Below are 21,489 nucleotides of genomic sequence, written 5' to 3' on the forward strand. Positions count from 1 at the left end.
GGCCAGCCGATGCTTTTCGATATCCGCACCATCGTCGGCGCCCTGCTCGGCAGCTACGGCGTCATCCTCATCATCACCGGCCTCGTCCACGACACCGCCGCCGAGGAAGCCAAAACCGGCGGCATCAATATCAACATCTGGTCCGGCATAGGAATGGCCGCAGTAGCCCTCGCCTTCCTGGTCTGGGTGCTACTGCGGCCGGTCGTCCCGCCGAACCGCGAACCTCCGATCACGGAGGAGGATTCGTCAGCCGAGGTGTGAGGTTCATCAGGTCTCTTCGCTGAAGAGGTCGGTGATCGTGATGGCGGATATGCACGGTCGAACCATCGATCGACCTGGTCGTGATCGAGGCAGGTTGGGCTGAATGCATTGTGCTGCAGTTCTTATCGGCCCTGAACTCTAATGTCAGATCTCGTCGGCGAAGAGATCAGCGATTGTGGTCGCGGTGAGGGATCGGTCGAGCCAGGTGTTGAGCCGGTCTTGGTCCGTGCAAGCCTTGATCCGGGCGCGTGCGTTGTCGTCGGTGACGATGCCGCGGCGATCCAACACCCGCAGCAAGCCTTCCGCGTGGCCTTCCGCGTGGCCTTTCTCTACACCCTCCGCGCGCAGACGTTGGGACGTTTCCGAGCGGAAGAACGACAGATCCATAGACATCAATTCCCTCCAGGTTCGGCACACCGGTCGGGTTTGGCTGAAATTCTGTTGCGGTGCAGTGCTCATCTGCCCCCGATTTCGATATCAGGTCTCGTCCGCAAAGAGGTCAGCGATTGTGGTGGCGAAAAGAGAACGGTCGAACCATTGGTCGAGTTCGTTGGGGTCGAGACATGTGGTGATGCGGACCCGTATGTCGTCGGGCACCGCGATACCGCGTCGATCCAGGATGCGCAGAACATCTTCGGCGCGGGCTTCGGCGCGGGCTTGTGCGCGCATGCGTTGGGACGTTTCCGAGCGGAAGAAGGACAGATCCACAGACATCAGTTTCCTCCAAGTATTGATGGCCGGGCTGCTGCCAAGGCCGAGTTCGGTGAGTTCGGCGAAGAGTTGGGCCTCGTCGGTGTTTGCCGATGTCCTTTAATGCGGTGACCAGGGCCTTCAGTATCGCACCGATGCCGGGAGCTTTCGCGTGCGTGATCGCCGACAGGGCGGCCAGGGGATGTCTGCGGCTGCGGTTTCGACATCGGTGACCTCCGGCACGTTGTGCGGGCCGAGGACCAGTGGCCGCACAATCAGGCTCGACCATTTGTGGTGGTCCCAGCTGCCCAGGTTGCGGTTGTCTGGTCCTGACACACGACCAGCAGCACTGGTGGCAGCCCGAACTTGGCGAGTAGGTGCGACAGGTAGTACGCCCAGGATGCTGGTTTGTCGGGATCTTTGTCGCCCTGGGCTTCCACCAGCAGCAGGAAGGACCCGCTGGCGGTGACGATTCGCATGACGGTGTCGACCCGCCGTTCGATCGGCCTGGATTCGGTGAGATCGGTCGATAACAGCGCGACCTCCAGCGGGTCGTCGAAGGGGAGGGCCAGCTCATGGAATGCGCGTGTGAAGACTCCTGGATCGTGTTGGAAGAGCCGGTGCATCGCCTCGTGCGGGGAGCGGACCATGGCGGCCAGGTTAGCGAGCTTTATCGCAAGTATGTTCGATCGAATCAGGTAGATTGGTGCGAAGCGGCGAGTTTGCCGACACGCGGGTTGGGTGTCGCGCAACTCGCCAGCAAGTTGGGCGGACGTATGAGAAACCCGTCCGGTTGTGACCGGACGGGGCTCCTGGTGCTGAATTCTGTTGTGCGGTGGCTTGTTCGGACTACTTGGCGGGCGGCACGAACGGCTGGTTGATGGTGGTGAAGTACTGGATTGCCGCGCCGATCGCGACCGGAGCCGTAATGAGGATCTGACCCGCGACGGTGCCGATGGCGCCGACCAGGGCGACGCCCGCGATGCAACCCACGGCGGCCGCGGGTAGGAACGGGCCGAACAAGCCGATGATGGTGCCGCCGACGGCGGCGCCGCCGAGGATGCCGCCGAGGCCGCAGCCGACCGCCGCGCCGCCGAGGCCGCCGACCAGGGTGCCGATCGAGGCGCCCATGCCGATGGTGCTGGTCATGCGGCTCCAGGCTGACTGCTCACGGTCGTATTCGGTCTTCCACGGCGCCTTGTCCTCGAAGGGGAGGGCGACCGGCTTGTAGGCGGCGCGTGCCAGGTCCATCCGGGGCGTGAGAGTCGCGGTGCGGCCGGAGATTTCGGCGGCGATCGGGAACTCGAACTCGTCGACGCGGAACGTCAGCGGGGTGCCCGCGACGACGGTGCCGTCGGCGGCCTTGATCTTGAAAACGCCATCTTCGACGCTCAGCGAACCAGCATCGGTTTCGATGATCGATGACGTGTCGGCGGCTCGAGCGGTGAATCCGATCGCGTCGGCCTCGGGGGCAAGCGAGCCTGCGTGGCTCGCGCCGGCGGCGATGCCCACCGCGGTCGTCATGAATGCGGCGGCCAGGGCGAACTTGGTGATCTTCATGGTGTGGGAGTCCTTGATGAGGGAATTCGAGGCATGGCGAAACAACGGCCATACCTGTGACGTTCGGTAGGTCGTTTCGGTAACACCCGGAGTCGTTGCCCGGCCGCTAGCGGCCGAGGCTCCGGCGGATCAGAACTGGGTTATGAAGTGGCGCGAACGCGTCCGACGAGACCGATCACCAGATCGATCGCGAGGAAGGCGAGCAGGCTCAGCCCGACCAGCGGGACGAACCAGCCGACCACCAGCGCGGCGGCGACCAGCGGGACCGCCAGCCACGGCGAGGTTTTGCGCAGCACGCCGCGGCGTGGAGCGCGGCCGAGCACGATCCGCGATCCATCGCGGGTCGGCCTGCGGTTCCACCACATCAGATAGCCGCGCACGATGACGGTGATCAGGCCGATCATCACCACGAGCAGCAGCAACTGGTTGAGCAGACCGAACATCAGACCCATATGGAACTGGATGCCCCAGTTGGTGAGCTTGGCCATCAGCGGCCAGTCGGCGTAGGCCAGCTTGTCGGTGACCGTGCCAGTGGCGCCTTCAACGGCGACTGCGTCGACGGTATACACGCCGGGCATTCGTCGTTCCTTCACCGCAAACGCCTTACCTGGCTCGGCCGGGATACTGATCTCGGCCGCTTCGGTCACACCATTGGCACGGGCCACGTCGTAGACCCGATCGACCTGAGCGATTCGATTGCTCGGATCGACAGGCGCGGGCATCTCGTGACCGCCGCCGTGGTGGTGATCGCCGCCCGCAGCGGGAGCGGGCGACCGGGTGTCCGCGCCCGGCAGCGCGGTGCTTACAGCAGGGGTGGTCCAGCTGAGCTGCTGGCGCAATTCGGTGATGTTCTCACCGGCATAGGTGGACCAGGTCATACCGGTCGCCGACAACAGCAGCACTACCGGCAGAATCCAGACACCCACGGCGCCATGCCAGTTCAGTCGCCTGCCGCGGCCGCCCTGTGAACGGTCGGGAACCAGCAGCCAGCTCGCCGAATTGCGGTTACGGCGACTGCGGACCCGACGGAACCACAGCACCAGCCCACCGAGCGCGATGATCCACAGCCAGGACGCCGCGAGCTCGCTGTAGATGCGGCCCGGCTCGCCGAGGTGAAGATCCCGGTGCAGCTGGTCGATCCAGCTGCGCAGCGGCAGTGCGCCCGAGCTGCCGTAGACGACCGAGTCGCCGACGGGCTGTGCGGTGTAGGGATTGACGAACACCGCGCGGCGCTCGGACTCACCGAGCGACGGGTCGCTGAAGATCACCCGGGTGGTGTCGTGCGAACTCGGTGCGGGGGCGACTGCGACCAGCCCCAGATTCGGCTGGGTCGCGACGGCCGCATTGATCTGTTCCGACAGGGGCTTCGGGGTGCCACCCGGGTCGACCTGGAGCAGATCGCGCGAAACGATCGATTCGAGCGTCGGTGATATCGCGTAGAGCGCCCCGGTGATCGCGGCGATCAGGATGAAGGGGGCGATGAAGACGCCCGCATAGAAATGCAGCCGCATGGCAAGCGGGTAGAGACCGTTGCGACGGCGGGTGGATTTTTCCGGTGTGCTGGATTCCGGTGGTGGCGCCCCCGATTCGGTATCGGGAGGACTGGCGTCGATGATGCTCATTTTCGATTCGATTCTGGAGTTCAGGGAACCCGGATGCCTGTCGCCGCACCGTCGAGGAGCCCGACAGCATGTCGGCCGCACGGTTGCGGCTCGTCAGAAGTCGGCTGCCGACGGCGATGGTCGATGGCTTCGCACCGGCGGCGGGTGTGCACCTGCGGCGAATGACCGTCCAAGGCCGATGTTTTCGGCGTGCGCGATGACTATGCGAAGCCACGACGGGAGGACATCGGCCTGCAGCTGGAAGTTTGCCGAGGCGGCAGCGGCAACGCACGAGCAACGCGGCTCGTGCACCGGGTGAAGGAATTGGTCAGCGACGAACCGCGAGTGGGGGACCGCGGGTCCGTAGCGATTCGGCGGCGAAGACCCGCAGAATGACACGGTCGCGATGGGTGTCGCGCAGCTGCGCGGGACCGGTGATCGCAGGTGGGTGGTGGCGCATCGGCAGCACGCGGGCCAGCACGGCGCAGCCGATCAGATAGGCGGCCTCGGCGCCGCGGATCACGATGGCGGCCAGCGCAGCGGCGATGGCATGCGCGGTGAACATGGCGGGGGTGAGCTGCGCATCGCCGTGATGCATATGCCCCGAACTCCAGCCCATGGAGAGATGGCCGAGCAGCTGACCTGCGACGAGTGCCGCGACAAGACCGGTCGAGGTGTCACGCAGCAGCGGGAGGCCGGCCACCAGCGCGCCGATCACCGCAGCGGCGGCGGCCAGCAGCGCCAACGTGGTGCCATCCGGCGTCATTCCGCCGGATGCCCACCCGTGTGCCGCAACCGAAACGGCCCCCGAGATCGATCCGGCCGCAGCGCCGCGCAACCGCGCGACAGCACTGCGTTTCCCCGCAACGGCGCGGCCGGACTCGATACTCACCCGCTGATGATAACTGACAGGTAACGTGCCGGATCTCGAGATAGTCGACACCCGAAATCTCACGGAATCTGCAGCTTCCATCTGGAAATAATTGTGCCCCCACCGGATTTCCCGCACACCGAACACAAACGGTTCAGGTGCAGGAAATCAGCCGAGGCCCATGGGCGATGGTCACCTACCCGCCGTCGACCACCATCTCGATGAGCGGCTTGCGCAGCAGCTTGCCGGTCGCGTTGCGGGGCAACTCGTCGAGGAAGATCACCTCGCGCGGCACCTTGTAGCGGGCCAGGTTCACCTTGACGAAGTCCTTGATTTCCTGGGCGTCGCGCTTCGATTCCGGACCCGGAACAACGAACGCGCGCAACCGCTTTCCGAATTCTCGGTCGTCGACACCGACCACGGCGGCCTCGAAAATGTCCTCGCGGCCCGCGATGAGGTTCTCGACCTCGAGCGGGAAGACGTTCTCGCCGCCGGAGACGATCATGTCGTCGTCACGACCATCGATGTAGAGCAGGCCCTCGGCGTCGAAGTGCCCGACATCGCCGCTGGACATCATGCCGTCCACGATCTCTTTGGTGCGGCCGTCGGTGTAGCCGGTGAAGGCGAAGCCGTTGTCCACGAAGATGGTGCCGGTGACGTTCGGCTCGGTGATCGGCTTGCGGTTCTCGTCGAGCAGCACGATGCGGATGCCGACCGGCGCCTTGCCCGCGGTGGTCGGGGCCTTGCGCAGATCTTCTGGGGTCGCCACCGTCATGACGGCGCATTCGGTGGAGCCGTAGAGGTTGTAGAGGCTGTCGCCGAAGTAGTCGAGCGTGCGAGTGACAACATCCGGAGCGATCGCCGAGCCCGCCGCGAAGATCACCTTGATGGTGCTCGGGTCGTACTTCGCCAGCACGTCGTCGCCGAGATCGAGGATGCGCTGCAGCATGGTCGGAACCACGACCAGCGAATCCGCCCGGTACTGCGTGATATTCGCGAGCGTCTGCTCCGGGTCGAACCGGCGCTGCTGGAAGATCACCCGATTGCCGAGGGCCAGACCGATGGTGAACTGCGAGAGCCCGGTGCCGTGGAAGATCGGCGCCGCCATGATCATGGTGCCGTTGTTGGGCAGCGGCACCCGGTCGACGAACTGAGCCGAGGCGAACGGGCTCACCCGGTCGCGTGGCGCGCCCTTCGGGGTGCCGGTGGTGCCACTGGTCAGGATGACCATGCCGCCCGGCTTGGCGGGGGCGGGCAGCGGTTCGGTGGAGCGACCCGCGATCAGAGCTTCGATAGTGGGGATCGACGGATCGGCGTTGTCCTTCTCGTCGACCCAGGTGAGCACCCGGGGGATCTCGGCGGGGATGGCGCTCATCAGGTCGAGGAATTCGCTGTCGTGCAGTACCGCTTTGACGTTCTCGCGCTTGGAGACGTCGGCGAACTGCGGTTTCGCGAAGCCGGTGTTCATCAGGACCGTGCGGACACCGAGCTTGCCCGTGGCGAGCAGGCTCAGCACCATGCCGCGATGGTCGCGTGCCAACAATGCGACCACGTCGCCGGGCTCGATACCCTGCGACTCCAGGCCGCGCGCCAGTGCGCTCGACTGCTCGTTCAGCTGACCGAAGGTCATCTCGCCACGTTCGTCGACGATGGCGGCTGCGCTCGGTCGGGTCTGGGCCGCGTGCATCACGACACCGGCGAACGGGCCGAACTTGAGCACGTTGAACGCTGATCGCGCTGCGTGATCGGGCCGGAGCGGATTGAACAGGTGCCGCTTGACCATGACATTCACGCCCTGGGCGAAATCGCCGGCCTTTCGGACGGAGCCATTCAACGCGGGCAGGGATAGAGACATTCGACAACGCCTTCCGCGGTCCGCCCCACCGGGACCGGGGGTGGTGTGGACCGCAACTTCGAGATCCAGTGCTGCCGCTAACAATAGCAAGCGACTGTGACTCGGTGTGTCATGTATCTCAATCCGAGGATTGGGCCAGCTCACACAGCCTTCCGGGGCAGTGCTGATCAGGTTGCGGCGCAGCAGCCTTCCCAGCACTGACACGTCGGCGCGATCGCGCCCGCCCGAATGCTCAGGTCTGTACCTCGTACTCGACGAGTACGCGGCGCAGCAGCTTGCCGGTGGGGTTGCGGGGCAGATCGTCGAGGAACACCACTTCGCGCGGCACTTTGTACCTGGCGAGATTGTTCTTCACGTAGGTCTTGATTTCCTCGCCGTCCGGAGTTCGACCGGGTTCCGGAACGACGAAGGCACGCAACCGCTTACCGAACTCGACATCGTCGACGCCGACGACCGCGGCATCGAAGACATCGGGACGCTCCAGCAGCAGGTTCTCGACCTCTTGCGGGAAGACGTTTTCGCCGCCGGAGACGATCATGTCGTCATCACGGCCGTCGACCATCAGCAGCCCGTGCTCGTCGAAATGGCCGACGTCGCCACTGGACATATAGCCATCGATGATCTGCTTGTGACGACCATCGGTGTAACCCTCGAAAGGCGCACCGCTGCGGATGAAGATGCGCGCGGTCTTGTTGATCCCGGTGACCTGCTTGTCGTTGTCGTCGTAGAGCCGCACCTCGCAGGTGATCGGCGCTCGGCCGACCGTGCCGGGCGCGAGCGCGAGATCCTCCGGGTTGGCGACGGTGGCGACCGCGCATTCGGTCGAGCCGTACAGGTTGTAGAGGACGGGCCCGAATACCTGTGTGGCCTTGACACACAGCTCCGGCGAGAGCGCCGAGCCTGCCAACAGGATGCACTTCAGCGAGGACGTGTCGTACTTGGCGCGGATCTCCGGGGGTAGCTCGGTCATCCGGTGCAGCATGGTCGGCACCGCCACCAGCATTTCGGCCTGGTGGTCGGCGATCATCTTCAGCGTCGCTTCGGCGTCGAACCGGCGGCGCACCACCACCTTGTTGGTCATCGCCGAGGCGACCAGGTAGGTGCCCAGGCCGGTGCTGTGGAAAATCGGCGACACGATGACCTGGGTTCCCCTGACCGGGAACGGGATTCGATCGACCATCTGGGCGGTGGCCAGCGGGGTCACCTTGCTGCGTGGTGCACCCTTCGGCAGGCCGGTGGTGCCGCTGGTGAGGATGACGAAGCCGCCGGGCTTGCTCGGCGCGGGCAGCGGTTCGGTCGAGTTGGCCGCGATGAGATCGTCGAGCGTCTGCGCGCCGTCCGGCAGCGTGGTGCCTTCATCGACCCAGGTGAGGTAGCGCGGCAGGTCTGTGGGCAGCGCGTCGAGCAAGCCGAGGAACTCGCTGTCGTGCAGCACCGCCTTGACCTTCTCGCGCGCACAGACCTCGGCGAACTGCGGCTTGGCGAAACCGGTGTTCATCAGCGCGACCCGAACGCCGAGCTTGCCCGCGGCGGCCATGGCCAGGATCAGGCCGCGATGGTCGCGAGCGAGGACGCCGATCACCGAGCCCTCGGTCAGGCCGGCGGGCTGCAGCCCGCGCGCGATGGCGGTCGACTGCTCGTCGAGTTCGCGGTAGCTCAGCTCGCCGCGCTCGTCCACCAGCCCGGGCGCATTCGGCGCGATGCGCGCAGAGTGCCGTATCAATGTCGCCTGTGGGCCGTATATCTGGGACTCTTTCATTGTCCGCAGTGCCTCGACCGGCCTGCGCGGATCGCTGACTCCGCGGGCCCGCAGCACTCCCATCGCCTTGATTGTTTCCAAGGCATGCGCCAACTTCATCCGTCGAACACCTCCACCAACAAACTCGCGTCGGTTCTCGACCTAGCGATATCGAACGGGCGTATATGCCAGCTCACCGTATCAGCGGCAGTGGGACGGATCACATAATGTCGAAAAACCGACATCCGGTGGTCCAGCTGTGGCGCGAGCCACCATTCACAACACACCGTCGCACGGCGGGCCGTTAAGGTTCGGGGCATGCGTATCGCGGTCGTCACGGCCATCGTTCTGCTATCGGCCGGTTGTGCTGTGGAAACGGATCATCGATCGGCTACCGCCCCGAGCTCGACCGGCGTCGCGTCGGTCGGGCCGTCGGCATCGTCGACGCGGTCGGCTCCGACCAGCGGCGCGTCGGTGGCGGATCTGGAGTCGTGGACCCGGGCGGGTAGCGCGGCCGATCCGGTGGGGTACCGCACCGCACGCCTGGACGACGGCACGGTGACCGACCTGAAGAGCGACCGCGCCTTCACCAGTCCCTCGGGAAAGATCAGCTGTATCACCGACTATGAGCACGGTGATCGGGGCGTCGTATGCCTCGTCGAGTTGAAGAATCCGCCCGCCAAACCCCACGACGGCATCGGCAACTGGAAGGGTGGCTGGATCCGCTACACCGGCGGCAAGCTGACCGTCGGCGCATTCCGGGGCGATCCGGGTCCGTTCGTGCAGGGGCGTGGTCCCGAATTGCCCTACGGCAGTGCGCTGTCCATTCGCGACTTCACCTGTCGCATGGACGCCGGCGGCCTCACCTGTGTGAACCCAGAGGCGGGCTCGGGCGTGCAGATGAGCGATGCAGGCGTCATCCCGTTCGGGTGTCTGAAGCAGCAGGTGGCGACCCCGAACGACAACGCGGGCGTGCTGTTCGGCTGTTAGCGGCGGCCGGCGCCGACTCGTGTGCGGTCGGATCCGCATCGGCAGCCCGAAGCGCAGTCCGGGCGCGGTCCGATGTCCGGCAGCAGAAAGCGTGGTGTTGCCGGCCGCGACTTCTCTTATCCCGTAAGCGATTTGGTCGCGGACCGCGTCAGCGCCGCGCGCTGGCCAGCGCGACCAGCAGCGGCACGACCCGCCCCTCCGGCACTTCGAAACGCCCACGGCCTGCGGTGTGTAGCCAGCCGACGGCGGCCAACTGCCGCAGATGGTGATACACCTGACCGGAGGTTCCGACCCCTTCGAGCCCGACGAGTTCGGCCGCGGTCCTGCGGCCACCCATCACCTCACGCAGCAGCCGCAGTCGTACCGGACTGCCGAGGGCGGCCAGACATTCGGCTGCCTCGGACCAGTCGTCCTCGATGATCTCACCGGTGGTGAACCGTGCCTGCCACCCGTAATGTTCATCGGTAGGTAGCCGCACCGACCCGGCGAACAACACCCCGCCGTTGGGCTCGTCGGCGTCGGAGAAATCCTCCTGCAGCCGTTGCACCGCCCACTTCTCCGACGATGCGTCCGCGCCCCGGCTGCCGCCTGCCTCCAACGCGCTGAGCCGTCGCTCCAGCTCCGCAACCCGTTCCTCTAGACCCACGCCCCAAAATTACGGAACTACGTAATGCCGGACAAGAGGGCACCTCTGCGCCCTGGCCTGTCTTTCGGCAGGTTGTAACAGGCGAGAGCCGATGCGAGTCCAGGACGGACTCGCATCGGCTCTCGAGTGTGGGTTGGGACGCTCAGTTGTAGACGGCGCCGAAGGATGGCGTGGAGATAGTGCCGAGCTGGTACTGGTATCCGTCGGGGTTCGCCTCGCTGACCGGGACCGGCCAGCGGTGCCACAGAGTTCCGTACACCGCGGCCACGATCATGCCGCCGCCGGTGTTGATGGCTCGGGTGCGAATGGTGGTGTCCACGGGGGCATTGTTGTGCTCGGTGAGCACCTCGGTGCCGCTACGGCCATTGGACAGGTTGACCCAGGTCGCCTGGAGCCTGGCTCCGCTCTGGTCCGGCGCGATCGTGCCTGGGCCGCCGAAGAATCCGAGCCGGAATCCGTCGAGGCCGAGCGCGAGGCCGGTGCCGTAGGCGCCGGGGCCGCCACCACGGCCGATATCGGATTGCGCGGGCATCTGGAACGGCTGTGCGGGCAATGCCACCTGCTCGGCGGTGGTGACCTGGCCGCCGGAGGCCATCAGCCGATCCACGGCCTGCTCGGCCGCCGGATCGCCCGCGGCCGCGGAACGCAGTTTCTGGACCGCCGTATTCCAGTCGACCTGCACTGGATCGGCGGCGGCCTGCCCTGCGAATACGACAGCGACTGCGGTCGTTGCCGCGAGTGCGGCGGTGAAGCGACGTATCAAACCCAACTTTTGCATAACCAGTCTCCTTGAGGGGTCTTGGTACAGCTCGGTGGAAATTCGTCCGCTGAATTCTTCGGACTCAACACGCAGCGTTACGTTAGTCAAACCCGTGCGTGTGCAGCAACGTAACGGATTGCGCTGTCGAACGCCGCACCGGGTGGGCATGTCTCTCGGAAAATCCGGAAGAATTCGGCTGTCGCGGGAGTGGGGATCGTCGAAAGCTGAGGTCTTTCGTTCGCGCGTGCATTGGCGCAGTAGTACGGGAGTTCCATGGCTACAGGCGATTTCAGCTACGTCAATGCGTCAGGTGACGACTTCACCCTGCGCGATCCGCCGAGTGGCGAAAGGTTCATGCTTGTCGGTGGGGCAATGCACGTGCTCAATCAAACGAACGCCAGCGCGACGCTGGGCAGTGCAGCCGGACGAGCGGGCTCCCAGCTAGTGGTATACCCGGGCGCATCCGGAAGTTTCGGCGGTGCCGTCGTCCCGGATCTGGTGATCTTCGACTAGCGCGACACCCGGCGCTCGCCATCGTGCGCCGGCGCACAATAGAAACCGGTGCGAGTCATTGTGTCGACCCGCACCGGTTTCGGTTGCAGCACTTACTACTTCAGCAGCACTTCAGCTCGGCGCTGGTTTGCCGAGGACCCGGTGCGCCACGATGAGCTGCTGGATCTGCTCGGGTGTCTTCGAAGATGTCGAGGATCTTGCAGCAGGTTTCAGGCCGCAATGCCCCGACGGTTCAGGCGCAGACGCGGTTGAGTTCGTTCGTGGCGGGGTCCAGGTCGGTGATGTTGTCATCGACCAAGGCGTTGGCGTAGCCGGTGATAGCAGCCTTTTCTTCGCCAACGGCCAGGGCGGCCAGGCCCGACAGCCTGTCGGACAAAGCTTGCTGGGTGGCATCGTCCAGGGTGTCGCCGCTGATGGCAATCGCGGCGTTGATCAGCTCGATGGCTTTGGCGCAGCTGGGGGACTTCGCATGTGCGGGCGCGGCGGGCAGGACCTGTAGGGCGGCGGCCGCCGTCGCGGTCAGCAGAACAGTGGAGAAGAGCTTGATCATGACGTCCTCGAGTAGCTTCCAACAGAAGGTCCGCGACTCACCTGAGCGGACCTCTCGATCTCACACCGTACCTGGTCATCGTTCGATACAGGCAACGAGGTTCTCGGACGAATCCGCGTTCTGGCCGCCGATAAGACCCGCATACCAACCACTTCGGCGGTCACAAGGTGTGCGGTCGGCAGCTGACTCTTAATCAGCGGGTTCGGGGTTCGAGTCCCGAATTCTGACCGCCTCCAACCTCTGTTTCGACCGTGCCGAGTGCTGCCGTTCGTGCGGGGATCGGAAGTGGAATCCGGTGCCGCGCTTGCAGAGGCCGGAGACGATCCGAGGCTGTCACGCCGAGAGCGCAGCGTCACAGGTGGCGCTCGGTGGTGTGTCGGCTGCCGGGTTGAGAGTTCGGAGAAGTTTCAAGGAACACCCGAATTGCCCCGATGAACACCAGTGCAGCGACCAACATGTGTACGCCAACAAGCATATTCGGCAACCCGGTCACCGACTGGGCAAATCCCACTCCCATCTGTGCTGTCAGATGATGAGCTGCTGGATCTGCTGGGTGCCATCGAAGATATCCAGGACCTTCCAGGCGAATTGCGTTGTCCTGGTGAAAGATTGCGAAAATGCGCGTTGAGCTGTGCGAAGGAATTCTCCGTAGTTCTCGCCCGTTCCGGCCGCTGCCGGGCCTCGCACGGCCTCGGCGGAATTCGGCAACAACTGTCGATACGCATGGGTCGAGGCGTTGCCGGGCCATCCGAACGCACGGTAATGGCGCATTCTGCGCGTTCTCACGAGTAGTAGCCGATTATCACAAGTTCATGAATGAACGGGCTCCTAAATCCCGCGTTTGCGCGCTTTCATGTCGTAACTTGATGAATCGTGAAGCATCTGTTGACTGCGGCCACGATGGTCCTGGGTCTTTCGATCACAATGGGGCAGATACCTGTCCGGGCGGAGGCGGATCCGCCGGAATCTTCGGTGTCGGTTGACCCGTCCGTTGGTGTACAGGAGGGTCCGAACCCGCTGCAGCAGTGGATCGATTCCCATCTTCCCGCGCCGACGAAGATGCTACCGCGAGCGTCGCGGCCCCTTGCGGCACCGAGTGATCTGCCGCAGGAACTGATCGCGCTTTGGGATGCTGTGCAGTCCGCGCCGACCGGTGACCCACTGTTCGACACCTGGCCGGCGGATCTCGCCCGTTATGCGCCCGGCGACATTCTGGAATGGCGGGATGTGACGGCGTCGGCCACGCCGACGATGCTTCTCCTGAACCTCACCTCCATTTCCCGCGCCACTCTCCTGAAATTCCGCACCACCAACTCCGCCGGTGAGCCCTCCATCGGCACCGCGACGCTGGTCCTTCCCCCCAAGGCGTGGACCGGGCCCGGCAACCAGCCCGTCTTGGTGAACGCGCAAGCCGTCAACGCGCTCAACAAGCGCTGCACCCCCGGTTACGTGCTCTCCCACGGCATGGAAGTCCCGACCGGCAACGATTTCACACCGTCGCCGACCGCCTGGGCGATCGAGCACGGCTACGCGCTGATCATCCCCGACCACGAGGGCCCCCTGATGGCCTACTCGGAGCCGGCCGTCGCCGGATACAACCTGCTCGACTCCATCCGCGCGGTCCGCAATTTCGCCCCGGATCAGTTCGGCGAGAGCCGTTTCGCCTCGACCGGATACTCCGGCGGTGCCGTCGCTTCCCACGCTGCGGCCATGCTGGTACAGGAATACGCACCGGAACTGCTCCCGTATTTCGCTGGCGCGAGTTTCGGTGGATTGGTCATCGACTATCGCCGGTTCGCCCACGCCTTCGATGGTTCCTACATCTCCGCGTTCCTGCTCACCACCGTGCTCGCGCTCGGCAGGGAGCATCCAGAAATCCTCGGCCTCATGAACCATGCGGCGCAATGGGTGGCGACGTCCCCCATCAAAGATATCTGCAGCGGTAGTTTCGGTGCACTCGGGATAATGCCCATCCCGATCGATACGATGGCCACAATCGATAAGTCGCTCGACAGCGAATCGGCCGAGGCTATCTTCCAACATCTGAGTATGAACGGCCGGAAATCGGGAGTGCCGCTGTTCATTTACCACGGTATCAACGATCCTTGGATTCCCGTGCCGGAGGCCGAGCAGCTGTGGCGCGAGCAATGTGCTCTGGGGGTGGCGGCGACGAAGAATATCGTCGGCGGTGAACATCTGGCGGCCTACGTCAGCTCCTATGGCGCGACCATGGATTGGCTGGATCAACGATTGCGCGGTGTGCCTGCGACCGGAACATGTGCCGAACCCGGCGGACGGTGACCTGCCGTCCATCGCGGCGTGGTCCACCGGTCGCGGCGCAGAGACCTGCGCCTCGTAACCGATCTCGGATCCCGTCGACCGACGTCACAGTTCGCCGATGACCGACGTCGCCAGACAGAAAACCGGTGCCGGTCCCACAGCGGACCGATACCGGTTTTCTGTTGTGCGACTTGCTATTTCAGTTCGGCGCTGGTCTTGCCCAGGACCCGGCGCGCCACGATGAGCTGCTGGATCTGCTGGGTGCCTTCGAAGATATCCAGGATCTTCGAGTCGCGGCCCCACTTTTCGAGCAGGGTGCGCTGGGAGTAGCCGATGGCGCCTGCGAGTTCGACGGCCTTCAAGGTCACGTCGGTGCCGGTGCGGCCCGCTTTGGCCTTGGACATGGAGGCTTCCAGGGAGTTCGGCTTCTTGTTGTCGGCCATCCACGCGGCGCGCAGCGACAACAGGTAGGCGGACTCGTAATCGGCTTCCATGCGCAGGAATTCGGCGGCTGCGGCGTGCTGATTGTTGGCCGGGGTGTCGTAGGAGATCTCGACACCGGCGTCGGTCAGAATCGCGCGCAGCTCCTCGAGGGCGGCGCGGGCGACACCGACGGCCATGGCGGCAACGAGCGGGCGGGTGTTGTCGAAGGTCTGCATGACCCCGGCAAAGCCCTTCTCCACGTTGACTTCCGGGCTGCCGAGGATGTTGTCCTTCGGAATCCGGCAGTCCTGTAGCAGGAGCACGGCGGTGTCGGACGCCTTGATGCCGAGCTTGTGCTCGAGCCTGGCCACCGAAAGGCCGGGGGCCTCACGCGGCACGACGAACGACTTGATCGCGGCGCGGCCGAGGCTACGGTCGACCGACGCCCACACCACGATGTGGGTGGAGCGCTGGCCCGCGGTCACGAAAATCTTCTCGCCGTTGAGAACCCACTCGTCGCCGTCGAGAACGGCGGTGGTGGTGACGGCGGCCGAGTCCGAGCCGAAAGACGGCTCGGTAATGGCCATCGAGGCCCACACTTTGCCGAAACGCTTCAGCTGCTCGTCGGTGGCGACGGCCGCGATGGCTGCGTTTCCCAGACCCTGGTAAGGGATCGATAGCATGAGGCCGACGTCGCCCCAGGAGGTCTCCAGGGCGTTCAGCAGTGCGGACATATTGCCGCCGTTGCTGTTTCCGAGCAGCTCGGTAGCGTGGCTGTCGGACTCGCTGTCATGCGAACGGCCACCGGCCGCGCCGCCGATCTTCTGGGTGCCGGAGTCGGCAAGGCCCTCGACCATGGCGGCCATGGCGTCCAGCTCGACCGGGTAGTCGTGTTCGCCGAGGTCGTACTTGCGCGAGATCGGACGGAAGATTTCCGAGGCGACCTGGTGGGCCTGGTTGGCGCTGGCCCGCAGCTTCTTGGGGAGTTCGAGATTGATCATGGAATGTCTCCTGGAAGGTAAGGAACCAGCCGGTTTAGATGAGCACGACACCTTCGGCGACGCCGATGGCCCGCAGATCGCGGTACCAGCGCTCGACCGGGTGTTCCTTCGTGAAGCCGTGGCCACCGAGCAGCTGCACGCCATCGAGACCGATCTGCATGCCCTTGTCGGTGGCCAGCTTTCTCGCCAGCGCCGCTTCGCGCGCGAACGACAGGCCCTGCTCCGCGCGTGACGCACCCCGCAGGGTCACGAGCCGAAGGCCGTCGAGTTCGATGGCGATGTTGGCGACCATGAAGGCGACCGCCTGGCGGTGGCTGATCGGCTCGCCGAACGCCTCACGCTCGTTCACGTACGGAATCACGTAGTCCAGCACCGCCTGGCCGGTGCCGATGGCCAGCGAGGCCCAGCCGAGGCGGGCGAGACGTACTGCGTCCGCGTACTCTTCGGCGCGCTGGACGGCATCGCTGTCGCCGAGGATGGCGTCGGTGCCGACCGCGACATTGTCGAGGATCAGGCGGCCGAGGCCCGCGGCACGCAGACCCATGCTCGGGTCGGCCTCGACGACCAGGCCCTGGGTGTCGGACGGCACGATGAACAGGGCGGGCCGACCGTCCAGCTCAGCGGCGACGAGGAACAGCTCGGCATCCGCGGCGGCGGGCACCAGGCTCTTCACACCGTTGAGGCGATAGCCGCTGGGGGAGCGAGTCGCCTTGGTCTGCAATGCGAACGGATCGAACAGGGCCCGCGGCTCGCTGATCACGACGGCGGCTTGCGGGACGTTCTCGCCGGTGAAGGCGGGCAGGTAGGTCTGCTGCTGAGCGTCGGTGCCCCACTGGGAGAGGGCAACCGCGACACCGCTCGGCGCGAGGATCGGCAGGGCGAGGCCCATGTCACCGTGCGCGAGGGCCTCGGCGACCAGCGAGTTGGTGACCGCGCCACGCTCGGCGGCCGCGCCCTCGAGCTCCTCGGGCACGTTGATGAGGGTGATGCCGAGTTCGGCAGCCCGCTCGAGCAGGTCGCGCGGGGCCTTCGCGGCGCCGTCGGCTTCGTAGGCGGCCGGGCGCAGGATCTCGGCGGCGAATTCCTTCACCGTCTCGACGATCATCTGCTGCTCGTCGCTGGGGGTGAGGTCGAAGAAATCCTTGTTCTTCGACTCGTTGTCCGCCAGCCGCTTCGGTGTGCCGTTGCCCGCGACCTTGGCGAACGCGCGGGTGGCCGCGCCGAGGGTGCGGAAGCCGGTCTTGGTGCCTTCATAGGTGACTCGCTCGATCGGCTTGCGCAGGTTGTACTTCTCGGCGAGCTCCGACCCGGTGAAGGTCGTCATGATCCGCATGGCCGTGCCCATCCAGTCCCGCTTGGGATGGTTCAGGCCAACAGCGGACGTGTCTGGACGTCGCGTCGTTGCGCTGTCTCGAGTGCTCATCATCACCTGTTTTCTCGGGTGGGTGGGGTGAGGTCTTATCCCAGCTATCTTACTCCAGAGTAAGGCTATCTTACTCCAGAGTAAGAACCCCGTCGAGGTGCAGCTTACGCCGCCGATCTGTGTCAGGCTGGACAAGTGCCCATCGTCGCGGTGCGACAGGTGCCCGCTGTCGCGATGCGGCAGCTGACCATCGTCGCGGGACTGTTCGCTGCTCTACTCATCGCTTTCGCCGCGCGCTACGGGTATCACCGCGACGAGCTCTACTTTCTGGCCGTGGGCAGGCGCCTCGATTGGGGATACCCGGATCAGCCGCCGCTGACGCCGCTTCTCGCTCGCACGATGTCGGCAATCGATCCCGATTCGTTACTGCTGCTGCGCCTTCCGTCGATCGTGGTCGCCACGTTCATCGTGGTCTGCGCGGGTCTGATGGCACGCGAATTCGGCGGCGGGCGCGGTGCGCAGGCCCTCGCGTCGGCGTCGGTGGCCGCCGCGGCGCTGGTGATGGGTGTCGGGCACCTGCTCACCACCACCTCGCTCGATATGGCCGTGTGGTCGTCGATATGCCTGCTGGTGCTGAAACTGCTGCGTGATCCCGCGGGCGACGGGGTGACCGACAGCGCGGCCGGCCAGGTCGACAACGCTCGAGGGCGGCGCGGTGCCGACCCGAGATGGTGGCTCCTGATCGGGCTCGTAATCGGGGTCGGGCTCCAGAACAAACTGCTGGTGATCTTCCCCGTCGGTGCGCTCGTGCTGGCGCTGGTTCTGGTCGGACCACGAAAGATCTTCGCTACCAAGTTCTTTCCTGTGGCAGTCGGTATCGCCGCGCTGATCTGGCTGCCCTACCTGTGGTGGCAGGCCGAGAACGGCTGGCCGCAATGGGAAATGGGCCGGGCGATCGCCGGCGGCTCCTCGGGCACCTCGGATTCGCCCGCGGCGTTCGTGCTGCTGCAATTCGGTCTGATGGGGCCATTGTTGGTGCCGCTGTGGATATTCGGGCTGTGGCGGCTGTGGCGTGCGGTCCGCTACCGAGCTTTCGCGGTCGGGTACGCGCTGATGTTCGTCGTGTTCGTGGCCACCGGCGGCAAGGCCTACTACATGGGCGGGATGTATCCGATTCTGCTTGCTGCCGCCGCGGTGCCGGTCGCGGCATGGCTGGGGCTTCGACGAATGCGTTGGGCGGCAGTGGGTTCGGCACTCGCGGTGAATGCTCTCGTCTCGGCAGTATTGTTCCTGCCGGTGTTGCCGATTTCGGCGCTGCCGAATTCGCCGGTGCTCGCAGTCAACTACGACGCGGGCGAGACCATCGGCTGGCCGGAATTCGTGCGCCAGGTCGCCGACGCGCGCGCCGGACTCGGAGCCGATGTCGCTGTGCTCACCGCCGACTCCGGTGCGGCGGGCGCCATCGAGCGTTTCGGCGGGCAATACGGACTGCCGACACCGCACAGCGGGCACAACGCCTACTGGTGGTGGGGCCCGCCGAGTGCTGCCGCTGCTGTCGTGATCGCCGTCGGCATCGAACGCGATCAGTTGGTTCGCTACTTTCACTACATCGAACCGGCGGGTCGAATCGACAATGGCTTCGACATCGACAACGACGAGCAGGGCCGACCGATCTTCCGTTGCCGCGAGCCGCGCGCGGCCTGGCCGGAGCTATGGCCGCAGCTGAAGCATCTCGGCTGACCCCGGCTCGTCGATGATCCTGAAAAACACCGAAGAAACTGAGCCGAGAATCAGTCGGCGCCGAGGCGGGCGAGCACCTCATCGTGCAGCAGACCGTTGGTGGCGATGGCGTCGCCGCCGTGCGGGCCGGGCGCGCCGTGCAGCGAGGTGAAGCGTCCGCCTGCCTCGCGCACCAGGATGTCGAGGGCGGCGAGATCCCACAGCGAGACCTCGGGCTCGGTGGCGATGTCCACCGCGCCCTCGGCCAGCAGACAGTAGGTGAGGAAGTCGCCGTAGCCGCGGACGCGCCAGACGTCGTCGGTGAGGGCCAGGAAGTGCTCGCGTAGACCGCGTTCGCGCCAACCCGACAGACTGGAGAACGCCAGGCTCGCCGAGCTCAGCTCGGCCACCGCGGACACCGAAATCGCCTTCGGCGCTTCCTGATCGAAGGTGGACCAGGCGCCGGCCCCCGCCGCTGCCCACCACCTGCGGGTCAGCGCAGGAGCGCTCACCACGCCGACAACGGGCACCCCGTCTTCGAGCAATGCGATCAGCGTCGCCCAGATCGGCACCCGGCGCACGAAATTCTTGGTGCCGTCGATGGGGTCGATCACCCACTGCCGTCCGGTGAACTCCGCGTCCCCGCCGAATTCCTCGCCGAGCACCGAATCGCCGGGCCGCTCCTGCCCGAGCACCTGCCGGATCGCCTTCTCTACCGCCAGATCGGCGTCGGAGACCGGCGTCAGATCGGGCTTCGAATCAACCTTCAGATCCAGCGCACCGAAGCGCGCCCGAGTAATCGCGTCGGCCTCATCGGCCAACCGCAGGGCAAGTTCGAGATCGGAAGAATCCACCCCCGAACCCTAGCCACCCGCCGATCGGCTCGATGAGTGGCACATGCGGCAAACGTCGAGTCGGTCCCACCGCGATGTGCCACTCGCATTCGAGGTCGGCGGTTACGCGGCGACGGCGGCGGCGCGTGCGGCGGTGAGGGCGGTCGCCCACCAGTGGAGTTGGTCGAGCATGGCCTGGGCGGCTGCCGCAGGTTCTTCGGGAGCGAGGAGGCGGCCATCGGCGTCGAAGAGGAGGTAGTAGCGAGGGAAAGAGACGTAGTTGCGGACGGTGTGGGCGTTGAGTTCGTTGAACACCTGGCGGAGGCCTTCGATGGCGAGCAGGCCGCCGCTGGCGCCGCTGTAGCCGACGAAGCCGATGGTCTTGCTGTCCCACTGGGTGAAGTGCCAGTCGATAGCGGCCTTGATCGAGGCGGGGAAGCTGCGGTTGTAGTCGGGGGTGACGATGACGAAGGCATCGGCTGCGGTCAGCCGTCGGGTGAGGTCGGTCATACCGGCCGGGCGCGGCGGGTTCGGGTCGAGCGCGGGGGAGACCGCGGGCAGCGCCAGCGGCAGTTCGAAATCCGCCAGGTCGATCACGTCGATCTCGAACCCGCCGTGCCGCACGGCATGTTCGGTGAACCAGGAGGTCACCACGGGGGCAAAGCGTCCTTCGCGCACGCTTGCGACGATTACCGCGAGCTTCAGTGTGGACATGCCGTTCTCCTTCGTAGGAACCATCGCCACGACCGGGTTCGGCCGCGTCGCATGTCCCAATCTGCTGCCCACCGCGGTTGCCAGGAAGACCGCGCGGAGAGTGGTAGTGGCAGGGTCATCCTCGCGACGGCCGCCGCTTGTACCGTTCGAAGGGTGAGCGACAACGAGTTGGGACTTTTCCTGCGAACCCGGCGCGAGGCGGTCACCCCGGCCCAGGTCGGATTACCGACCGGTGCTCGACGCCGGACCCCAGGACTGCGTCGCGCCGAGCTGGCCACCCTCGCCGGGGTGAGCGTCGAATACATCACCCGTCTCGAGCAGGGTCGCGATCGTCGTCCGTCGCCGCCAGTGCTCGGCGCGCTTGCCGACGCATTGCACCTCGCGCCGAGCGAGCGCGTTCACCTGCACCGGCTGACCAAGGCCGCCGATGCCGGATTCAGCTGTATGGGCGCCGCGCAGCCGCCGCGCGAGGTCCGCCCGACGATCCGTGCCGTCCTCGACCGCTTGGAGCCCGCGCCCGCGGTCGTGGTCAATCGACTGCGCGAACCGCTTGCCTGGACCGAAGGCTACCAACGTCTCATGGCGCCGACCGGGCTGCTCGACGACGAGGGCTGGGCGAATCTCGCGCTGTTCGTGTTCACCGATCCGCGCGCCCGCACCGTGTACCCGGATTGGGACCACATCGCCGACGAGGTGGTTGCCGCGCTCAAGCAGGGCCCGTTCCGTGCCGATCCGCACATTGCCGCACTGACCGATGAACTCACCGTCGCCGCAGGCGCGGAGTTCACCCGACGGGTGGAGTCTGTACCCGGTCTTGCCGCCGCCACGGGCATCACCCGCCTCGTGCATCCTGACGCGGGTAACCTGCGGCTGTCCTACGAGACCCTGGAACTGTCTGCCGACGACGACCAGCAATTGATCGTCTACCTGCCCGCCGACGACTCCACCGCGCACGCTCTCGATGCGCTCGCGGGCCGCCGCCCCGGCGGTCTGCGCGCGGTATCGAGCTGATCGCGCTACTCGGCGACGCTACTGGTCCCGCGCGCGCCGACCGATCTCGTGAGTACGCGGTCACCACGAACCCGGGTGTGCACAGACGGGCAGGCCCGCCGCGCCGAAGC

General features: G+C 65.6%; 22 protein-coding genes and 1 tRNA gene. 7 read left to right on the forward strand and 16 right to left on the reverse strand.

Annotated elements, in window-relative coordinates:
- Positions 1-9 precede the first annotated feature (9 nt).
- Positions 10-261, forward strand: coding sequence for a hypothetical protein (locus ACLMAL_RS24995; protein ID WP_412001301.1), 252 nt, complete (start codon positions 10-12; stop codon positions 259-261).
- 144 nt (positions 262-405) lie between these two features.
- Here ACLMAL_RS24995 and ACLMAL_RS25000 read toward each other — a convergent pair whose 3' ends face one another.
- From ACLMAL_RS25000 to ACLMAL_RS25035, 8 genes are all read right to left on the reverse strand, one after another.
- Positions 406-654: a hypothetical protein gene (locus ACLMAL_RS25000; protein WP_412001302.1), complete on the reverse strand. Its 249-nt coding sequence runs from the start codon at positions 652-654 to the stop codon at positions 406-408.
- Between the two features lie 84 nt (positions 655-738).
- Positions 739-975, reverse strand: a complete 237-nt coding sequence (locus tag ACLMAL_RS25005; RefSeq protein ID WP_412001303.1) for a hypothetical protein — start codon at positions 973-975, stop codon at positions 739-741.
- Between the two features lie 251 nt (positions 976-1,226).
- The gene (locus ACLMAL_RS25010) at positions 1,227-1,601 is read right to left on the reverse strand and encodes a hypothetical protein (RefSeq protein ID WP_412001304.1); all 375 of its coding nucleotides are present in this window, start codon (positions 1,599-1,601) and stop codon (positions 1,227-1,229) included.
- A 199-nt stretch (positions 1,602-1,800) separates the two neighbouring features.
- Positions 1,801-2,511 carry a hypothetical protein gene (locus ACLMAL_RS25015; protein WP_412001305.1) on the reverse strand — a complete coding sequence of 237 codons (711 nt, stop codon included), beginning with the start codon at positions 2,509-2,511 and terminating at the stop codon, positions 1,801-1,803.
- Between the two features lie 140 nt (positions 2,512-2,651).
- Positions 2,652-4,133: a PepSY-associated TM helix domain-containing protein gene (locus tag ACLMAL_RS25020; protein ID WP_412001306.1), complete on the reverse strand. Its 1,482-nt coding sequence runs from the start codon at positions 4,131-4,133 to the stop codon at positions 2,652-2,654.
- Positions 4,134-4,440: 307 nt separating this feature from the next.
- A complete protein-coding gene (locus tag ACLMAL_RS25025) occupies positions 4,441-5,004 on the reverse strand; it encodes a hypothetical protein (RefSeq protein WP_412001307.1) in 564 nt (187 codons plus the stop codon).
- 175 nt (positions 5,005-5,179) lie between these two features.
- On the reverse strand, positions 5,180-6,838 hold the full coding sequence (locus ACLMAL_RS25030; RefSeq protein WP_412001308.1) for an acyl-CoA synthetase: 1,659 nt from the start codon (positions 6,836-6,838) through the stop codon (positions 5,180-5,182).
- Positions 6,839-7,070: 232 nt separating this feature from the next.
- The gene (locus ACLMAL_RS25035; protein WP_412001309.1) at positions 7,071-8,696 is read right to left on the reverse strand and encodes an acyl-CoA synthetase; all 1,626 of its coding nucleotides are present in this window, start codon (positions 8,694-8,696) and stop codon (positions 7,071-7,073) included.
- Between the two features lie 198 nt (positions 8,697-8,894).
- Between ACLMAL_RS25035 and ACLMAL_RS25040 the strand changes: the two genes are divergently transcribed.
- Entirely contained in the window at positions 8,895-9,566 is a 672-nt protein-coding gene (locus tag ACLMAL_RS25040; RefSeq protein ID WP_412001310.1) for a hypothetical protein, read from the forward strand.
- A gap of 148 nt (positions 9,567-9,714) precedes the next feature.
- Here the strand turns inward: ACLMAL_RS25040 and ACLMAL_RS25045 are convergent, their stop codons facing one another.
- Positions 9,715-10,212 (reverse strand): ArsR/SmtB family transcription factor, encoded by a 498-nt coding sequence (locus ACLMAL_RS25045; RefSeq protein WP_412001311.1) that lies wholly within the window; start codon positions 10,210-10,212, stop codon positions 9,715-9,717.
- A gap of 142 nt (positions 10,213-10,354) precedes the next feature.
- Positions 10,355-10,990, reverse strand: a complete 636-nt coding sequence (locus tag ACLMAL_RS25050; protein ID WP_412001312.1) for a hypothetical protein — start codon at positions 10,988-10,990, stop codon at positions 10,355-10,357.
- 255 nt (positions 10,991-11,245) lie between these two features.
- Here ACLMAL_RS25050 and ACLMAL_RS25055 point away from each other — a divergent pair, with 255 nt between their 5' ends.
- Positions 11,246-11,485: a hypothetical protein gene (locus tag ACLMAL_RS25055; protein ID WP_412001313.1), complete on the forward strand. Its 240-nt coding sequence runs from the start codon at positions 11,246-11,248 to the stop codon at positions 11,483-11,485.
- Between the two features lie 232 nt (positions 11,486-11,717).
- Here the strand turns inward: ACLMAL_RS25055 and ACLMAL_RS25060 are convergent, their stop codons facing one another.
- A complete protein-coding gene (locus ACLMAL_RS25060; RefSeq protein ID WP_412001314.1) occupies positions 11,718-12,035 on the reverse strand; it encodes a hypothetical protein in 318 nt (105 codons plus the stop codon).
- 155 nt (positions 12,036-12,190) lie between these two features.
- Here ACLMAL_RS25060 and ACLMAL_RS25065 point away from each other — a divergent pair.
- A tRNA-Lys gene (locus ACLMAL_RS25065) sits at positions 12,191-12,271 on the forward strand.
- Positions 12,272-12,560: 289 nt separating this feature from the next.
- Here ACLMAL_RS25065 and ACLMAL_RS25070 read toward each other — a convergent pair.
- A complete protein-coding gene (locus ACLMAL_RS25070; protein WP_412001315.1) occupies positions 12,561-12,821 on the reverse strand; it encodes a hypothetical protein in 261 nt (86 codons plus the stop codon).
- Positions 12,822-13,007: 186 nt separating this feature from the next.
- Here ACLMAL_RS25070 and ACLMAL_RS25075 point away from each other — a divergent pair, with 186 nt between their 5' ends.
- Positions 13,008-14,336 (forward strand): lipase family protein, encoded by a 1,329-nt coding sequence (locus tag ACLMAL_RS25075; protein WP_412001316.1) that lies wholly within the window; start codon positions 13,008-13,010, stop codon positions 14,334-14,336.
- Between the two features lie 173 nt (positions 14,337-14,509).
- On the opposite strand, the gene ACLMAL_RS25080 is transcribed toward ACLMAL_RS25075, so the two are convergent.
- Both ACLMAL_RS25080 and ACLMAL_RS25085 read right to left on the reverse strand, forming a co-directional pair.
- On the reverse strand, positions 14,510-15,739 hold the full coding sequence (locus tag ACLMAL_RS25080) for an acyl-CoA dehydrogenase family protein (RefSeq protein WP_328405032.1): 1,230 nt from the start codon (positions 15,737-15,739) through the stop codon (positions 14,510-14,512).
- Positions 15,740-15,773: 34 nt separating this feature from the next.
- Entirely contained in the window at positions 15,774-17,168 is a 1,395-nt protein-coding gene (locus ACLMAL_RS25085) for an acyl-CoA dehydrogenase family protein (RefSeq protein WP_412001317.1), read from the reverse strand.
- A gap of 129 nt (positions 17,169-17,297) precedes the next feature.
- Here ACLMAL_RS25085 and ACLMAL_RS25090 point away from each other — a divergent pair, with 129 nt between their 5' ends.
- Positions 17,298-18,842, forward strand: coding sequence for a glycosyltransferase family 39 protein (locus ACLMAL_RS25090; protein ID WP_412001318.1), 1,545 nt, complete (start codon positions 17,298-17,300; stop codon positions 18,840-18,842).
- Between the two features lie 50 nt (positions 18,843-18,892).
- Here ACLMAL_RS25090 and hisN read toward each other — a convergent pair whose 3' ends face one another.
- Positions 18,893-19,675: a histidinol-phosphatase gene (hisN, locus tag ACLMAL_RS25095; protein WP_412001319.1), complete on the reverse strand. Its 783-nt coding sequence runs from the start codon at positions 19,673-19,675 to the stop codon at positions 18,893-18,895.
- Positions 19,676-19,777: 102 nt separating this feature from the next.
- The gene (locus ACLMAL_RS25100) at positions 19,778-20,368 is read right to left on the reverse strand and encodes an NADPH-dependent FMN reductase (RefSeq protein WP_412001320.1); all 591 of its coding nucleotides are present in this window, start codon (positions 20,366-20,368) and stop codon (positions 19,778-19,780) included.
- A gap of 153 nt (positions 20,369-20,521) precedes the next feature.
- Here ACLMAL_RS25100 and ACLMAL_RS25105 point away from each other — a divergent pair, with 153 nt between their 5' ends.
- Positions 20,522-21,379 carry a helix-turn-helix transcriptional regulator gene (locus tag ACLMAL_RS25105; protein WP_412001321.1) on the forward strand — a complete coding sequence of 286 codons (858 nt, stop codon included), beginning with the start codon at positions 20,522-20,524 and terminating at the stop codon, positions 21,377-21,379.
- The last annotated feature ends 110 nt before the right edge of the window (positions 21,380-21,489 follow it).

The organism is Nocardia sp. CWNU-33 (assembly GCF_046764895.1).
In the GTDB taxonomy this organism is placed as follows: domain Bacteria; phylum Actinomycetota; class Actinomycetes; order Mycobacteriales; family Mycobacteriaceae; genus Nocardia.